Annotated in this window: 14 protein-coding genes and 2 tRNA genes; 5 read left to right on the forward strand and 11 right to left on the reverse strand. The window is 66.2% G+C overall.

Annotated features, from left to right (window positions below):
• A partial coding sequence (locus C9E82_RS24870; protein ID WP_205962161.1) for a hypothetical protein occupies nucleotides 1-232 on the forward strand: 232 nt, incomplete at its 5' end.
• Nucleotides 223-597, forward strand: a complete 375-nt coding sequence (locus C9E82_RS20080) for a hypothetical protein (RefSeq protein WP_119897877.1) — start codon at nucleotides 223-225, stop codon at nucleotides 595-597. The genes C9E82_RS24870 and C9E82_RS20080, both read left to right, overlap by 10 nt.
• A 177-nt stretch (nucleotides 598-774) precedes the next feature.
• Here C9E82_RS20080 and C9E82_RS20085 read toward each other — a convergent pair.
• A tRNA-Lys gene (locus tag C9E82_RS20085) sits at nucleotides 775-850 on the reverse strand.
• Nucleotides 851-1,298: 448 nt separating this feature from the next.
• On the opposite strand from C9E82_RS20085, the gene C9E82_RS20090 reads away from it, so the two are divergent.
• Nucleotides 1,299-1,374 (forward strand) — tRNA-Thr (locus C9E82_RS20090).
• A gap of 241 nt (nucleotides 1,375-1,615) precedes the next feature.
• On the opposite strand, the gene C9E82_RS24645 is transcribed toward C9E82_RS20090, so the two are convergent.
• Nucleotides 1,616-2,065, reverse strand: coding sequence for a universal stress protein (locus C9E82_RS24645; RefSeq protein ID WP_170162054.1), 450 nt, complete (start codon nucleotides 2,063-2,065; stop codon nucleotides 1,616-1,618).
• 334 nt (nucleotides 2,066-2,399) lie between these two features.
• On the opposite strand from C9E82_RS24645, the gene C9E82_RS20100 reads away from it, so the two are divergent.
• Nucleotides 2,400-4,040, forward strand: coding sequence for an OpgD/OpgG family glucan biosynthesis protein (locus tag C9E82_RS20100; protein WP_240643512.1), 1,641 nt, complete (start codon nucleotides 2,400-2,402; stop codon nucleotides 4,038-4,040).
• 48 nt (nucleotides 4,041-4,088) lie between these two features.
• Here C9E82_RS20100 and folE2 read toward each other — a convergent pair whose 3' ends face one another.
• The 7 genes from folE2 to C9E82_RS20135 form a co-directional block, all read right to left on the reverse strand.
• Nucleotides 4,089-5,066: a GTP cyclohydrolase FolE2 gene (gene folE2 / locus C9E82_RS20105; RefSeq protein WP_119897879.1), complete on the reverse strand. Its 978-nt coding sequence runs from the start codon at nucleotides 5,064-5,066 to the stop codon at nucleotides 4,089-4,091.
• Nucleotides 5,067-5,184: 118 nt separating this feature from the next.
• Nucleotides 5,185-6,372: an O-succinylhomoserine sulfhydrylase gene (gene metZ, locus C9E82_RS20110; RefSeq protein ID WP_119897880.1), complete on the reverse strand. Its 1,188-nt coding sequence runs from the start codon at nucleotides 6,370-6,372 to the stop codon at nucleotides 5,185-5,187.
• Between the two features lie 667 nt (nucleotides 6,373-7,039).
• Complete coding sequence (locus tag C9E82_RS20115) at nucleotides 7,040-8,365, reverse strand: sigma-54-dependent transcriptional regulator (protein WP_119897881.1); 1,326 nt, start codon at nucleotides 8,363-8,365, stop codon at nucleotides 7,040-7,042.
• A 22-nt stretch (nucleotides 8,366-8,387) separates the two neighbouring features.
• Nucleotides 8,388-10,163: a sensor histidine kinase gene (locus tag C9E82_RS20120; protein ID WP_420849819.1), complete on the reverse strand. Its 1,776-nt coding sequence runs from the start codon at nucleotides 10,161-10,163 to the stop codon at nucleotides 8,388-8,390.
• 81 nt (nucleotides 10,164-10,244) lie between these two features.
• A complete protein-coding gene (gene purQ / locus C9E82_RS20125) occupies nucleotides 10,245-10,913 on the reverse strand; it encodes a phosphoribosylformylglycinamidine synthase subunit PurQ (protein WP_119897882.1) in 669 nt (222 codons plus the stop codon).
• Nucleotides 10,914-10,985: 72 nt separating this feature from the next.
• On the reverse strand, nucleotides 10,986-11,411 hold the full coding sequence (locus C9E82_RS20130) for an EamA family transporter (protein WP_119897883.1): 426 nt from the start codon (nucleotides 11,409-11,411) through the stop codon (nucleotides 10,986-10,988).
• A 60-nt stretch (nucleotides 11,412-11,471) separates the two neighbouring features.
• Nucleotides 11,472-12,683: an NADP-dependent isocitrate dehydrogenase gene (locus tag C9E82_RS20135; protein ID WP_119897884.1), complete on the reverse strand. Its 1,212-nt coding sequence runs from the start codon at nucleotides 12,681-12,683 to the stop codon at nucleotides 11,472-11,474.
• 509 nt (nucleotides 12,684-13,192) lie between these two features.
• On the opposite strand from C9E82_RS20135, the gene C9E82_RS20140 reads away from it, so the two are divergent.
• Nucleotides 13,193-14,101 (forward strand): Hint domain-containing protein, encoded by a 909-nt coding sequence (locus tag C9E82_RS20140; protein WP_240643513.1) that lies wholly within the window; start codon nucleotides 13,193-13,195, stop codon nucleotides 14,099-14,101.
• A gap of 52 nt (nucleotides 14,102-14,153) precedes the next feature.
• Here C9E82_RS20140 and C9E82_RS20145 read toward each other — a convergent pair whose 3' ends face one another.
• Nucleotides 14,154-15,278, reverse strand: coding sequence for an HD domain-containing protein (locus C9E82_RS20145; RefSeq protein ID WP_119897886.1), 1,125 nt, complete (start codon nucleotides 15,276-15,278; stop codon nucleotides 14,154-14,156).
• Nucleotides 15,279-15,306: 28 nt separating this feature from the next.
• On the reverse strand, nucleotides 15,307-15,969 hold the full coding sequence (locus C9E82_RS20150; protein ID WP_119897887.1) for an alpha/beta hydrolase: 663 nt from the start codon (nucleotides 15,967-15,969) through the stop codon (nucleotides 15,307-15,309).
• Nucleotides 15,970-16,015: the final 46 nt, after the last annotated feature.

Raw genomic sequence — 16,015 nt, forward strand, 5'->3', positions numbered from 1 at the left:
AAACACATTCTTCGCCAAATCGAGTCCGACCGTGATAATCTCCGACATGACCGCTCTCCTTTGTGGATCATTGCAGACCCACCTTGGCACACAGATGCCGTCGGGGGGCGGTCACAGCATCAGAGAAGATGCGGGGCGCGCGCGGCATGAAGCGGAGGGGGCGCGGGTGAACCTGGCCGAACATGTTCTGCGCGAGGGCGCGGCGCTGACGGACTGCCTGCCGTGCTTCTGAACCTGGATGAGGTGCTGGACCACTTCGCGGTCCAGTCCGTGGAGGGCCTGAGACATGACGATCTTCGCAAGCGGCTCCATGTCAACAGTTCCACCATCAGCCTGCTGCTCCGCACGGGGATAATCGCCAGCAAGAGAGTGCGGGGGCCGCGCACGCGATACCCTCAGTCACGGGTATCTCCGCAGGAACTGGACCGATTCCTTGCCAGATACCTGCCGCTCGGGCTGATGGCCCACGCGCTTGGCACACAGGCCAAACATGTGGCCGCCCGGCTCGACAAGGCAGAGGTCTGGCCGATCCGGCTACCCGAGCATTGCAGCAAGATCTACCTGCACGAGGAAGCTGCCCCGATCATCGCGATCTGACTTCCGCTCACACGAAAAGTATCGCCCCGTTGACTGGCTCGGCGGGGCTTTTCCGTGTCCGCCCAAAACGCCTCAAAACCCCCGAAATCGAGGGTTGAGTTAATCTCGCTTGTCGTTTGAGATAGTTTTACTGTCGTTTGCGATACTTACTAGTGTCGCTTGACACAAATAGAAAAATGGTGAGCCCGACAGGATTCGAACCTGTGACCCACTGATTAAAAGTCAGTTGCTCTACCAACTGAGCTACGGGCCCAACGAGGGGCTACCTATATAGGGGGGCAGATGGTGTCAACCCCGGTCTGTCGGGATGGAGTCCGAATTCTCCGCGCCCCCGCACAACAGTCTGATTTATATTCGTAAATTATCGAAAATCACGCGGATACGGGATGCTGGAACCGCCACCTGACACCGCGGAAAGGTGGGCAGGCCATCGGCCGCGCGGAGTTGATTCCGGGCTCTTGGGAAGGCGGTTGGCTGGCCTGCGGTGATCGCGGCCGATATGCCTGTCCGCTCATCGGTTCGGAAGCTCCGGCCGATCACCTCGAAGCCCGTCATTCGCCGGCTGGGCGGTTCGGCAGCCCAGGCGTCGTGGCTGTCGCGGGCGGGGACGCTTACCCGGATAGGGCTGAGGCGCGGCCGGTCGGGGCGGGCGGACAGACGGGTTGCGAGTCGGCGCATCGGCGTGCTAGGCACGATGGATCGCCGTCATAGCTCAGCTGGTAGAGCACCTGACTTGTAATCAGGGGGTCGAGGGTTCAAATCCTTCTGGCGGCACCAGCGAATTCAAAACCTTGCGCAGAATTTGCCTTGGAACGGGCAGGCCCTTGTCCTTCCGTCGTGCTGCCCCAGACGATCCCCGCCACCGGCCAAGGCGCGATCAAGACGCCGGTTCGGGCAAGCGCGAGAACCGGGCGAGGGCATTCACCGGCGCCCGGCGCCATCGGGGTTAGGCTGCGCCCCGCCCGATGCCGGTTCAGGGCCGAAACCACCGGCGCGGTCCGCCCGATCGCAGGCCCCGCTATCTGACCACCAGCACCGGGACCTGCGTCCCCGCCAGGACCTCTGCCGTCTGGCTGCCCAGGACCAGCTTCGTCAGCCCCCGCCGGCCGCGCGAGCTCATCACGATCAGGTCGCAGCCGAGGCTGGCAGCCTTGTGGACGATCGCGTCGGCAGGGTCGGTCTCGTCGCATTGAACGGTGCGCAGAAGCGCCTCGGGCAGGCCGATCCGGCGCGCCAGCGCGCCCGCCTCGGCCAGATGCTCGCGTTCCTGCTTGAGCGAGACGTCCCGCATCCGGGTGAAATCGTCCGGCTGGATATAGCCCTCGGCGGCCACGACCCCCATCCGAAGCTCGGACGCCGCCACGATGGTCAGTTTCGCTCCGAAGGCCATCGCCAGCCTCGTGGCCATCTCGACGCCGCGCTGCGACAGCTCGGACCCATCCGTTGCCGTGAGAATATGCTTGAACATGACATGCCCTCCTGCATTGATCCTATCACGGATTTGCCGCGTCACCCATTGTTTTGGCTGCCGAAATGCGGCCCGGCCGGATGTTTCGCCAGCCGGGCTCCGGTTCCCTGCGACGCCGCGGCAGGCGCCGGATCGCCGGCCATCAGCATGAATTCGCGCGCGCCCCCGCAGGGCCTGCGCCTGGTGTTGGCAATTTCCCGCAGGCGGGTCTCGATTCGTCCCCGGCGGCCACTCGGCGCTTGCCTGCCGGCGGGGCGCATCATACCGATATGTTACCGCTCGCCATGATCCTGAAACTTCAATGTTCTTTCGCTCCAACCAGGGAGAAGCCAAATTGCGACCTGCCCCAGGCCCCGCCCTTCGCCTGATCGCCCTTGCCATGGGCCTTGCCGCCCCGCTTGCCGCACCTGCCCATGCGCAGGATCCCGCCCCCGCTGCCCAGCAGGCCGCCTTCGCGCCGCAATTCGGCGAGGCGCAGGATTTCTCGTTCGAGATCCTGACCGAGCGCGCCCGCGAACTGGCCGCCAGCCCCTATGCCGAGCCGCAGGTCGACCAGCCCGAGGTGCTGGAGCGCATCGACTATGACGCGCATTGGAAGATCCGCTTCCAGCCTGACGCGACGGTCACGGTCGGCGACATGCCGATGCAGTTCTTCCACCTGGGCACCTATTTCCGCACGCCGGTGAAGATGAGCGTGGTCGAGGACGGCATGGCCCGCGAGGTGCTGTATGACCGCCGCTTCTTCGAGATGCCCGAGGACAGCCCCGCCCATGCCCTGTCCGACCAGGCGGGCTTTGCGGGCTTTAGGCTGATGGACGAGGGGCTGCAGAGCGACTGGATCAGCTTCCTGGGCGCCTCGTATTTCCGCACCTCGGGGCCGTTCGACCAATACGGCATGTCGGCGCGCGGGCTGGCGATCAATTCCGGCATGGCCGAGCCCGAGGAATTCCCCCGCTTCACCGAATTCTATGTCGAGCCCGCGCCCGAGGGCGACGAGGAGACCGACGTCATCATCCACGCGCTGCTGGACAGCCCCTCGGTCGCCGGCGCCTACCGGATGGAGATCCGCGACGGCGAGGGCGACGAGGGCCAGAAGATGGAGATCGCCTCGCGCCTGTTCTTCCGCGCCTCGGTGGCGCGGCTGGGCATCGCGCCGCTGACCTCGATGTACTGGTATTCGGAAACCAACCGGGTGCTGGGCTTCGACTGGCGCCCCGAGGTGCATGACGCCGACGGGCTGATGATGGTGATGGGCGACGGCGAACGCATCTGGCGGCCGCTGAACAATCCCGACCGGGTCATCACCTCCAGCTTCATGACCGAAAGCCCGCGCGGCTTCGGCCTGCTGCAGCGCGACCGCGACTTTGCCAATTACGAGGATGACGGCGTCTTCTACGACAAGCGCGCCTCGGTCTGGATCGAGCCGCGCGGCGACTGGGGCCTGGGCCAGGTCCAGCTGGTCGAGATCCCGACCGATGACGAGATCTATGACAATATCGTCTCGTTCTGGAACCCGGCCGAGCCCCCCGAGGCGGGCAGCGAGCTGGCCTTCGACTATGCGCTGCACTGGGTCAAGGACGCCCCGGATGATGGCGAGCTGGCCAAGACCGTCGCGACGCGGATCGGCGCGGGCGGCGTTCCCGGCCAGCCGCGCCCGGACGGGCATCTGAAGATCGTCATCGACTTCCAGGGCTGGGAACTGTCGGGCCTCGGCCAGGACGAGGGGGTCGAGCCGCAGATCACCGTCCCCGAGGGGGTGACGCTGGAACAGGCCTATGCCCTGCCGGTGGTCGGCACGGATCGCTGGCGGCTGGTCTTCGACATCTCGGCCGAGGGCGTCGATACCGCCGATATCCGCGCCTATCTGTCGCGCGACGGCGCGCCGCTGACCGAGACCTGGCTGGGCCAGGTCCATCCGGTGCAGTTCGACGCCGCCCGGCCCGGCCATCGCAACCAGGAAGCCCCGGCCGAATAAGCCCGCTCGCGCGCCCGGATCACGGGCGCGCCGGACGCAGAAGGACGCTCAGGCCCGCAGCCCGGCGAAGGTCATCGGGTCCAGCGAGGATTGCGCGAAGGTCGGCCCCTCGACCAGCAGGCTGACGGCATCATGCGAATGCAGCGATTCCTGGTGGCTGGCCACGACGCGGAAATCGCCGATGCGCGGGTCGTCCTGCAGCTGCTTGGCGAAGGCGCGCACCGCATCCTCGACGAAGATCGGGTTCGAGGCGTTCAGTTCCGCGAAGGCCTGCTCGTCCTCGCGCTTGACCATCACCTGCGTCTCGGTCGGCACGGCGCGGCGGCACATGTCCACCAGGTCCTCGAACCAGAACTTTTCCGGCCCCTTCATCACCGCCGAGATCCGCGCGATCGAGCGTTGCGAATGCGGCGTGGCCAGCCGCGAGCGCGTCTCGCGCGCATGTTCGGCCAGTTCCAGCGAACAGGGGCAGGTCGAGGAATAGACGTAGTCGAAATGCATGATCCGCAGCCGCTGGCCGCGATGCTCCAGCACCTCTTGCGCGATGTCGTAATATTGCCAGCCCGACAGGCCCGAGCGCAGCGACTCGACGCGGATCGGATAGGAAAACCGCATCTGGATGCGCGCGTCGAAAGCGTCCAGATCGGCCTTGTAGTCGTCCAGCGCGGCCTCCAGCACCTTGACGCTGAACAGATGTTCGGAATGGCCGTAGAAGGACCGCATGATCCGGCTCATGTTGATGCCCTTGCGGTCGGCCTCCAGGCTGACCGTGCCGGTCACGCTGGTCTCCAGCTGGATCTCTCCGCCGCCATGAAGCGAATCGGGGCGGGTCTGATAGCGGATCGGCAGGCGGAAATTCGAGATGCCGACATGCTGGATCGGGGCGCGGGCGCCGACGATCAGGCTGGCCGGGCCGTTCTGCAGGTCGGGCAGCCCCGCCTTGTAGTCCGGACCTGCGCGGAAATCCGCGTCATATTCGCGGACCAGGGCCGGATAGGCCGGGACCATCGGACGGGCTTCGGTCATGCGGTCATCCTCCTTGCGGGACAGCGGCGCCAGATATGGGGCCCGCGCCCCCCGTTCTAAAGGGCCGGAAACGGTTTTTCACCCCGAATCCGGCCCGATATGGCGCCTTTGCGGCTTTTCAGCCCTCCAGCGCCTGGTTCAGGTCGGCGATCAGGTCCTGCGCGTCCTCCAGCCCCACCGACAGCCGCAACAGGCCCGGCGTGATGCCCAGATGCGCCTTCTCCTCGTCCGACAGCCGCTGATGCGTGGTCGTGGCGGGATGGGTGACGATGGATTTCGCATCGCCCAGGTTGTTCGAGATCCGCACGATCCCCAGCCGGTTCAGCGCGGCGAAGGCGGCCTCCTTGCCGGCGGCGACCTCCAGCGCGATCATCGTCCCGCCCGACCCCATCTGCGCCATGGCCAGGCCGTGCTGGGGATGGTCGGGCAGGCCCGGATAGATCACCCGGCTCAGCGCCGGATGGCCCTGCATGGCCTGGGCGATCCGCAGCGCGCTGTCGGCCTGCGCCCGCACCCGCAGGTCCATGGTCGTCAGCCCGTTCAGCATGATCCAGCTGTGGAAGGGGCTGATCGCGCCGCCGGTATGTTTCAGATAGGGCTCGACCGTGCCGCGGATATAGTCGCGGCTGCCGCAGATCACCCCGGCCAGCGCCCGGCCGCCGCCGTCGATATGCTTGGTCGCGGAATAGACCACCACATCGGCGCCCAGCTCGACCGCCTTCGAGAAGACCGGCGTGGCAAAGACATTGTCCACCACCACCAGCGCGCCCGCCCCATGGGCCAGGTCCGACACCGCCTTCAGGTCGACGACCTCCAGCGTCGGGTTCGAGACCGATTCGAAGAACACCGCCTTGGTGCCGGGGCGCAGCGCCGCCTTCCACTGGTCCAGGTCGGCGCCATCGACATAGCTGACCTCGACCCCGAACTTGGCCAGCAGCTCCAGCACATAGAGGCAGGACCCGAACAGCGCCCGCGCCGCGACGACATGATCGCCCGGCGCGCACAGCGCGAACAGCGCGCCGTTGACCGCCGCCATGCCGCTGGCGGTGGCGAAGGCGTCCTCGGTCCCCTCCAGCGCGGCGATGCGGTCCTCGAACATCCGGCTGGTCGGGTTGCCGTAGCGGGCATAGATGAATTCGTCGGGGCCGGTCCCCTGGAACCGCGCCTCGGCCTGTTCGGCCGAATCGTAGACGAAGCCCTGCGTCAGGAAGATGGCCTCGGCCATCTCGCCATACTGGCTGCGACGGGTGCCGTGATGGACAGCACGGGTGCGCGGGTGAAGACCCTTGGCGGATGTATCGCTCATTGTCGGGACGCCTTGTTCTGCTGTCCTGCGGGGTTAAACCCGCGCCCCTTCCGACGCAAGGCCCGAGCGGATTTCACCGGCCGCAAGCAGGGTGCGACAACTGCCGGATGTTTTACCTTGCGCCACCTATCGCGAAAGCGGAAAGAAAACCCGCTAGAATTGTAGTGATTTTCCTCAACCCATTGATCTGAAACAAACCCGCATCGGGAAGCAAGGCATTTGACCAAAAGGACAGGTTGATTGATCCGCGAGTCAAAGTAGATTGGCCCTGCGATCCGAGGGAAGGACCTGCCAGACAGTTTTCCAAAGATACCGCCACCCACTCCACCCGTTTTCTTCGGCGGTGGGCAGGCTTTCTGCGGCTCGCAATTCCGGCCTTGCCGGAGGTCGTGTGAAGGACGAGGGAGACCGTTTTTGCCGGTTTCTGTGTATCTGGTTGTCTGACCCGGACATCCCTGCAGGGGATGCGCGGGACCCCGTCTTGTAAGTGGTGACGGGTAAATGGTGCGATGTTGCGCCGCGTGTTCTGGCGGCTGAAAGAACAGGATCCCAGCCTCGCGGGCTTTGCCTGTGTTCAAGAGTGTTCGGTGACGGCGAGAGGGATCAAAGGATTCGGGGGCGGATTACCGCCCCCGCTTCTTTTTGCGGCAGACGCGCCAAGCGAAGCCTACAGGTAGTCGCCGCGCTGCAAGCCGTATTTCGCCATCTTCTCGTTCAGCGTCCGGCGCGGCAGGCACAGCTCTTCCATGACATTGGCGATGCTGCCCTTGTGGCGGCGCATGGTGTTGTCGATCAGCATCTTCTCGAAGCTCTCGACATATTCCTTCAGCGGCTTGCCCTCGGTCGTGGTGGCCTGCTGGTTGTCGTCGCCATCCGCCATCAGCAGCGAGGCGATCGAGCCCGAGCCGCGCCGGTTCTGCAGGACCGCGCGTTCGGCCACGTTGATCAGCTGGCGGATATTGCCGGGCCAGGGCGCCTGCAGAAGCTGCGCGGCCTCCTGCGCGGAAACCTGCGGCGGCTCGCAGCCGTATTCCTCGGAAAACTGCTCGCTCATGCGGGTGAACAGCGCCAGGATGTCCTCGCCCCGCGCGCGCAATGGCGGCAGGGTGATCTTCAGCGCGGACAGGCGATAGAACAGGTCCGGGCGCAGCGAATCCTCGGCCTTGCGGCCTTCCGCGCGGGCGTTCGAGATGGCGATGATTCGCGTCTCGGCGGGGGTGCCCTGGTCGCTGATGAAGGCCAGAAGCCGCGCCTGCAAGGGTTCGGACAGCGCCTCGATATCCTCCAGGCACAGGGTCCCGCCGCGCGCCTCCTCGACCGCGGGGATGCCGTCCTCCAGCGGGCCGAACAGCCGCGCGGTCAGCGCCTCGTCGTTATAGGCCGCGCAGGACACGGGCACGAATTTCTTCGAGGCGCGCGGGCCGACCGCGTGCAGCGCATGGGCCACCAGCGTCTTGCCGGTGCCGGTCTCGCCGTCGATCAGCACATGGCCGTCGGCCTGCCCCAGGTCCAGGATATCCTCGCGCAGCCGATCCATGACCGGGCTGGTGCCGATCAGCTTGGACATGACCTGCTGGCCCTCGGACAGGTCGCGGCGCAGGGCGCGGTTGTCCAGCGTCATCCGCCGCGCCTGCGTGGCCTTCTTGGCCAGCGCGCTCATCCGGTCGGGATTGAAGGGTTTTTCCATGAAATCCATGGCGCCCAGCCGCATCGCCTCGACCGCCATCGGCACGTCGCCATGGCCGGTGATCAGGATCACCGGCAGCGCGGAATCGATGCCCATCAGCCGCTTGAGGAAGCTGATCCCGTCCATGCCCGGCATGCGGATATCCGATACCACGATGCCCGGCCAGTCGGCCCCGATCACCTTCAGCGCATCCTCGGCGCTGGCATAGCTTTCGGTCTCGAACCCGGAAAGCACCAGCCACTGGCTGATCGATTCGCGCATATCCGGCTCATCGTCCACGATCGCGATCTTCAACTTGCGCGACATACGGTCACTCCTTTTTCGATCTTCATTCGGCCGCCAGCGGCTGTTGCGTCTCGCCCGGCCGATGCAATGGCAGTTCAACGCTGAACACGGCGCCACCCTCGGTTTCGTTATGCGCGGTCAGGCGGCCTCCGAAATCGGCAACGATCGTCGAGGAGATCGCCAGACCCAACCCGGTTCCCTCGCCGGGCTTCTTCGTTGTCCAGAAGGGTTCAAACAGTTTTTCCAGATCGGAAACACCCGGCCCGTTATCGCGAACGGACACATAGGCGTGAGCGCCGGCCTGCACGGTGATGTCGATCCGGGCGTCGCGGCGGTCCTTCACCGCGTCCACGGCATTGCGCAGCAGGTTGATGATCACCTGCTCCAGCCGGATCCGGTCGGCCAGCACCGTCACCGCCTCTCGGGGGACGGCGCGGGTGACGCGGATGGTGCCGTTGCGCAATTGCGGCTCCATCATGGTCAGCGCCGAGGACACCGCCTTGCGCAGGTCCACCGGCTCGACCGCCTCGCCGCCCTTGCGGGCATAGGATTTCAGCTGCCGGGTGATGGCGCCCATGCGCTCGATCAGGTCGTCGATGCGCTGGAAGCTGGACAGCGCCTCCTCGCTGCGGCCGCGCTGCAACAGCAGGCGCGCCCCGGCCAGATAGGTCTTCATCGCCGCCAGCGGCTGGTTCAGTTCGTGGCTGACGCCCGCCGACATTTCCCCCAGCGCCGCCAGTTTCGAGCTTTGCTGCACGGTCTGCTCGGCCACGCGCAGCTCTTTCTGGGCGCGTTCGCGGGCGGCGATCTCGCTGGTCAGGCGCAGGTTCAGCTCGCGCAGGTCGGCCGATTCGCGCATATAGGCCTCGGACTGCATCCGCGCCCGGCGCGACAGAAGATAGAAGGCGGCGGCCAGCAGGACGGCGAAGCCCATGATCTCCAGCGCCAGGACCGCGTTCACCCGTTCGCGGATGGATTCGTAGGTGGTGAAGCTGATCATCCGCCAGCCGCGGAACGGCACACGCGCCTCGTTCTGCATCACCGCCCGGCCCTGGACATAGGCGTCGGCCGGGTTGTTGGTCCAGTCCGCGGTGACCTGGAAGGCGCGCTGGATCGCCGAGGGGGCCGAGCGCACCGACAGCGCCTCGGGCAGGGTCAGGCCGCGCCAGCGCGGCTCGGTCGCCAGGATGATCTGGCCTTCGCTGTCGGTCACGGCGACCGCGTCGGATATCCCGGACCAGGACCGTTCCAGCCGGGTCAGGTCGGTGCCGACGACGATCACCCCAAGCGTCCGCCCGTCCGAGATCACGGCCCGCGAATAGGTGAATTCATAGGCGCCAGAGCCATGATTATAGACGGTAAAGACCGTATCGCGCGACCGCAGCGCCTCGACGTAATAGGGCGCCGTCACCTGGTTGGTGCCGATCTGGTAGCGGTCGGTCGAGCCCACCGTCCGGCCCGAGGCGTCCAGCAGTCGGATCGATGCCGCGCCGATTTCCTTCTGCGCCGCGATCAGCCGCGCCGAGGTGGTCGAGAATTCGTTGTTGTTCAGCGATCCGATCAGCGCCGGGTCGCGGGCCAGCAGCAGCGGCACGACCGCGGTCCGCTGCAATTCCGAGATCAGGTTGCCGGTATAGAGCGCCAGCCGCAGCTCGGCCCGGACGCGGGTATTCTCCGAGAACCGCTCGGTCAGCCAGGCATTGGTCGTCCAGATCGCCGCCGCCGCCGTCAGGAAGAACAGCGCCAACGCCGAGCGCAGCCACCACGGATTGGCCCGCTGCGGCTCATCGCTCCGACGCCTGGGGCGACGCCGTCTGATATCGCTGTCATCGCTCAAGGCGCGGGTCCGGCTAAAATGCTCAACTGACGCAATTTATGCCCAGAACGCCCGCCGCTCAAGTCAGGCGTTCACCAGGTCCTTCACCAATGCCCTGAACATCGGCAAACCATCGGCCCCGCCAAGGGCCGGATCGGCCGCGCGTTCGGGATGCGGCATCATTCCCAGCACCCGCCGGTTGGCGGAAAGCACCCCGGCGATATCGGCGACCGAGCCGTTGATCTCGGGCGCATAGGTGAAGGCGATGCGGTCCTGGTCCTTCAGCTGGGCCAGCCCCTCCGCGCCGATCTGATAGTTGCCGTCGTGATGGGCGACCGGAATGGTGATCTGCTGGCCCTTGGCATAGCCGGCGGTAAAGGCGCTGTCGGTGGTCTCGACCCGCAGCACCGCCGGGCGGCAGAGGAAGGTCAGCCCGCGATTGCGCATCAGCGCGCCGGGCAGCAGGCCCAGCTCGGTCAGGACCTGGAAGCCGTTGCAGATCCCCAGCACATAGCCGCCGCGCGTGGCATGGTCGCGAAGCGCGGCGGCGATGGGCGAATGCGCGGCGATGGCCCCGCAGCGCAGATAGTCGCCGAAGGAAAACCCGCCCGGCACCGCCACCAGATCGGTCCCCGCGGGCAGCGCCTCGTCCTTGTGCCAGACGCGAGCGACATCGGCCCCGGCCTGTTCAAGCGCGACGGCAAGGTCGCGGTCGCAATTCGATCCGGGAAAGGTGACGACGGCAGCTTTCATGGCAGGGCTCCGGCTGAGGCTTGCCGCCTCTTATCCCAGATGCCGGCCGGTGTTAAGCCGCAAATCCGGCGCTCAGCGCCAGGCGACCAGCACGGCGCCGGCGGCGATCAGCGCCACCCCGCCCCAGTTCGCAAGGCTCAGCCGCTCGCCCAGGAAGGCCACGCCGAACAGCGCGACCAGCACCACGCTGAGCTTGTCGATGGGCGCGACGCGGGCGGCGTCGCCCAGCTTCAGCGCCCGGTAATAGCAGACCCAGCTGGCCCCGGTGGCCAGCCCCGACAGGACCAGAAACAGCCAGCTGCGCCCCGAGACGCCGCCGACCCCCTGCCACTGCCCGGTCGCGCCAAGGATCAGCGCCAGCGCGGCAAGGATCACCACGGTGCGGATGAAGGTCGCGAAATCGGCGCCGACCCCGGCCACGCCGACCTTGCCGAAGATCGCCGTCAGCGCCGCGAAGACCGCCGACAGCACCGCCCAGAATGTCCAGCTTTCGACCATGCGGATCCCCCCGACGAAAAAGGCCGGGCTAAGCCCGGCCTTCCTGCATCCTGCGGCGGCTCAGTTCAGCGCCTTGTTCAGGTATTCGTCGACCTTTTCCAGATAGCCCATGGTGGTCAGCCATTTCTGGTCCGGCCCGACCAGCAGCGCCAGGTCCTTGGTCATGAAGCCGTCCTCGACCGCCTGCACGGTGACCTTCTCCAGCGTCTCGGCGAAGGTCTTCAGCGCCTCGTTGCCGTCCAGCTTGGCGCGGTGCTTCAGCCCGCCGGTCCAGGCGAAGATCGACGCGATCGAGTTGGTCGAGGTCGCGTTGCCCTTCTGATGCTCGCGATAGTGGCGGGTGACGGTGCCGTGGGCCGCTTCCGATTCCACGATCTTCCCGTCCGGCGTCATCAGCACCGAGGTCATCAGCCCCAGGCTGCCGAAGCCCTGCGCCACGGTGTCGGACTGCACGTCGCCGTCATAGTTCTTGCAGGCCCAGACATAGCCGCCCGACCATTTCAGCGCCGAGGCGACCATGTCGTCGATCAGGCGATGCTCGTAATGGATGCCGGCCTTCTTGAACTTCTCCTCGAACTCTTCCTCGTAGACCTTCTGGAACAGGTCCTTGAAGCGGCCGTCATAGGCCTTGAGGATGGTGTTCTTGGTCGACAGATAGACCGGCACGCCGCGAACCAGGCCATAGTTCATGCTGGCCCGCGCGAAGTCGATGATCGATTCGTCCAGGTTGTACATCGCCATCGCGACGCCGGCGCCGGGGGCCTGGAAGACCTCGTGCTCGATGGTCTCGCCATCCTCGCCGGTGAACTTGATGGTCAGCTTGCCCGCGCCGGGGAAGCGGAAATCGGTGGCCCGATACTGGTCGCCGAAGGCGTGGCGGCCGACGATGATCGGCTGGGTCCAGCCCGGCACCAGCCGCGGCACGTTGCGGCAGATGATCGGCTCGCGGAAGATCACGCCGCCCAGGATGTTGCGGATCGTGCCGTTGGGGCTGCGCCACATCTTCTTCAGGCCGAATTCCTCGACCCGCGCCTCGTCGGGGGTGATGGTGGCGCATTTCACGCCGACGCCGTATTTCTTGATCGCCTCGGCCGCGTCCACGGTGATCTGGTCGTCGGTCCGGTCGCGCTCCTCGATGCCCAGGTCATAGTATTTCAGGTCGACATCCAGATAGGGCAGGATCAGTTTCTGCTTGATGAAGTCCCAGATGATCCGGGTCATCTCGTCGCCGTCGAGCTCGACGACAGGGTTTGCGACCTTGATCTTCGACATGGATGTCTCCCTTTGGCGTTGGATTCGTGCTGGCCGGGCTATAGCCGGAAAGCGGATGGATTGAAAGACGGTATGCGATTGTATGCCGATTTCCGCGCGATCTGCAGGCCGCGCGCGCCACCCGGCGCAAGCGGACAGCGGCGATGCCACCAGTTTTCCTAAAAACCTGCCCAAAAAAAACAGATACCCCCGGCGCGAAACCGTGGTAGTGAATGCCCCTATTAAGTGTGTGTAACCAGTATCATTTTGGAGGCGTCATGCCCGCGACAGTGAATTGGCTTTGGTTTGGCAATCAACCGCAGGTCAACTCGGACCCCGGCACGCCGCTTTCCCAGGCAGACGCGGATTCCACCATCGGTTATACGGCGTTCGGCCCCAACCAGATCCGCGCCGTGGAAGTCACGGGGGAAACCCGGACGATCATCACCGGCTATGACCGGTGGGGGCGGCCGATAACCGACCAAGCCTTTGCCACGACCTATAACGGCCATGCAAACGGCCCTTCGAACATGACATATGATTCGCCTTCTGCAGGCGGCATTGTCACAAGCCAGATCACCGGTTTCGCCAGCGTCCGCTACCAGTTGACCATGCCCGACGGCACGACCCGCGAGGAAAACGGCGTCGGCATCCAGATGGCCAATGGCGATGTGTTCTTCCGCCCCTCTCGGGATTCGGTCAACGATTGGGACGATATCGAGGGCCTGCGCGGCGTCACCGTCATCTCGGCCACGCCGCTTCCCAGCACCACTTATGCGGCCACGATCTCGTTCAACCCCAATATCTTCGATATCGAAATCGTGCCCTGCTTCACCGCCGGCACGATGATCCGCACCCCGGACGGCCAGCGCCCGGTCGAGGCGCTGTCGGTGGGCGACCTGGTCTGGACGCGCGACCACGGCCCGCAGCCGATCCGCTGGCGGGGCACGCGCCGGCTGGGCGCGGACGCGCTTGCCGCCAATCCCAAGCTGCGCCCGATCCGCATCCGGGCGGGCGCGCTGGGGGCCGGCCAGCCGGCGCAGGACCTGGTGGTCTCGCCCCAGCATCGCATCCTGGTGCGCTCGGCCATCGCCGCGCGGATGTTCGGCGCCGCCGAGATCCTGGTCCCGGCCAAGCAATTGGTGGAAATTCCGGGGATCGAGATCGACCACGAGGCGGCCGAAGTCACCTATCTGCACCTGATGTTCGACCATCACGAGGTGCTGATGTCGAATGGCGCGGAAACGGAATCGCTCTATCCCGGCCCGATGGCGGTCGCGGCCCTGGGCGCCGAGGCCGAGGCCGAGATCCGCGCGATCTTCCCGGAACTGCTGGACGATCCGCAGGCCGTGCTGGGCGCGCGCCCCTTCGTCGCCGGCAAGCGCGCGCGCAAGCTGGCGGCGCGCCACAGCGCGAACGGGCAGCCGCTGGCAAGCTGAGGCAGCCGGCCCCGCCGCCAGGCCAGCGGCGCGTGGCGGGGCCGCGGGCCGATCAGCCGAAATGCAGCCGCAAGCGGTGGTGCAGCCAGTCCCACAGCGCCGGGGCGCCGGGCATGATCCAGCGGCCGACGCGGCTTTCCACGTCGCGAAGCGTCACGCCGTATTCGACCCAGCCCGCGCCGCCCGACCCCAGGTTCTGAAGCACCGGCTGGCAGCGGTCCAGCGCCTTGGCGAAGACCGCATCGGCGCTTTCGGCCGCCTCGAATTCCTGCCACAGCGCCATGAATTCCGCCCCCTGCGCGCCCGGCAGCAGGCCGAAGATCCGCCGCGCGGCGGCCGCCTCGGCGGCCTGGATCTCGGCCGATCCATGTGCCGTGCCCGCCGCCGAATGCAGCGGCACGTCGCCCACGTCGATCTCGACCAGGTCATGCAGCAGCAACATGCGGATCACCCGCCCGATATCGACGCCCGCCTGCGCCTGATCCGCCAGCGCCAGCGCATAAAGCGCCAGGTGCCAGCTGTGTTCGGCGCTGTTCTCGCGCCGCGAGCGGTCGATCAGCGTATTCGCGCGATGGACCGTCTTCAGCCGGTCGGCCTCGGCCAGGAAGCGCAGCCGCGCGGCCAGGTCCGATTCGCCGGGACGCTCGCCCTCCAGCATCGCCTCGGCCAGGGCGAAGGCGTCAGGCCATTCCGCCCGCAGCCGGGCCGCGCGGCCGGAATGCAGGTTGTCGCGCACGATCCGCACATGGTCCCGCAACGGCACGGGGGCCGACAGGACCTGGAACAGCGGCTGGCCGTGGTCCATGCGCCGCGCCATCCGTGCATCCTCGCCCCTGTCGCCCTCGAATTCGTGCCACAGCGCCAGCAGGTCCTCGCCATCCGGCGACAGGCCCAGGATCCGCGCGGCCGCGCGCGCCTCGGCATCGGCGACATGGCCGGGGTCGTGGGCCAGGTGGATCGGATGGTCGCCCACGTCGATCTCGACCAGGTCATGCAGGATCAGCATCCGGATCGCCCGGTCCGAGGCCCCGAAGACCATTGCGTAGAGCGCCACATGCCAGCTGTGCTCGGCGCTGTTCTCGGGCCGCGACAGGTCCATCAGCACATTCGCGCGATGGACCGATTTCAGCCGGTCGGCCTCGTTCAGGAACCCGACGTGACGGCTCAGCCTGTCCATATCCGCCCCCTTCCAGGGCAAGCCGCCCCTAGCGCGTGGTCTCGGTCAGCCGGCGCCGGACATAGTTCTGCACCAGCTCTATCATTGGCTTCATATGGGCCTCGTCGTCGCGGAAGAAGTGATCCGCGCCCTCGATCTCCTCGTGGGTGATGGTGATGCCCTTCTGCTCGCGCAGCTTGCCGACCAGCGAATGCGTGTCCTTGGGCGGCGCCACCCGGTCGGCGGTGCCGTTCACGATCAGCCCCGAGGAGGGGCAAGGCGCCAGGAAGCTGAAATCATACATGTTCGCGGGCGGCGCGACACTGATGAAGCCGGTGATCTCGGGGCGGCGCATCAGCAGTTGCATCCCGATCCAGGCCCCGAAGCTGAAGCCCGCCACCCAGCAATGCTTGGAATTCGGGTTCATCGCCTGCAGATAGTCCAGCGCCGAGGCGGCATCCGACAGCTCGCCGATGCCCTGGTCGAATTCGCCCTGGCTGCGCCCGACCCCGCGGAAATTGAACCGCATCACGGTGAAGCCCATGTTGTGGAACGCGTAATGCAGGTTATAGACGACGCGGTTGTTCATCGTCCCGCCGAATTGCGGATGCGGATGCAGGACAATGGCGATGGGCGCGTCGGGCTTGCCGGGCTGGGGGTGGTAGCGACCCTCAAGGCGACCTTCGGGTCCGGGAAAAATCAGCTCTGGCATCGTCTTCCTTCGAGGCTGGTGAGTTTCTTGACGCATTGGCGCATGG

This window comes from Paracoccus sigandri (genome assembly GCF_003709565.1).
Classification (GTDB): Bacteria; Pseudomonadota; Alphaproteobacteria; order Rhodobacterales; family Rhodobacteraceae; genus Paracoccus; species Paracoccus siganidrum.

Coding starts and splice junctions, on each gene's coding strand:
- C9E82_RS24645 (WP_170162054.1), bottom strand. CDS start 2,065: ATGTTCAAGCATATTCTCACGGCAACGGATGGGTCCGAGCTGTCGCAG.
- purQ (WP_119897882.1), bottom strand. CDS start 10,913: ATGAAAGCTGCCGTCGTCACCTTTCCCGGATCGAATTGCGACCGCGAC.
- C9E82_RS20130 (WP_119897883.1), bottom strand. CDS start 11,411: ATGGTCGAAAGCTGGACATTCTGGGCGGTGCTGTCGGCGGTCTTCGCG.
- C9E82_RS20150 (WP_119897887.1), bottom strand. CDS start 15,969: ATGCCAGAGCTGATTTTTCCCGGACCCGAAGGTCGCCTTGAGGGTCGC.
- C9E82_RS20140 (WP_240643513.1), top strand. CDS start 13,193: ATGACATATGATTCGCCTTCTGCAGGCGGCATTGTCACAAGCCAGATC.
- metZ (WP_119897880.1), bottom strand. CDS start 6,372: ATGAGCGATACATCCGCCAAGGGTCTTCACCCGCGCACCCGTGCTGTC.
- folE2 (WP_119897879.1), bottom strand. CDS start 5,066: ATGACCGAAGCCCGTCCGATGGTCCCGGCCTATCCGGCCCTGGTCCGC.
- C9E82_RS20145 (WP_119897886.1), bottom strand. CDS start 15,278: ATGGACAGGCTGAGCCGTCACGTCGGGTTCCTGAACGAGGCCGACCGG.
- C9E82_RS20115 (WP_119897881.1), bottom strand. CDS start 8,365: ATGTCGCGCAAGTTGAAGATCGCGATCGTGGACGATGAGCCGGATATG.
- C9E82_RS20135 (WP_119897884.1), bottom strand. CDS start 12,683: ATGTCGAAGATCAAGGTCGCAAACCCTGTCGTCGAGCTCGACGGCGAC.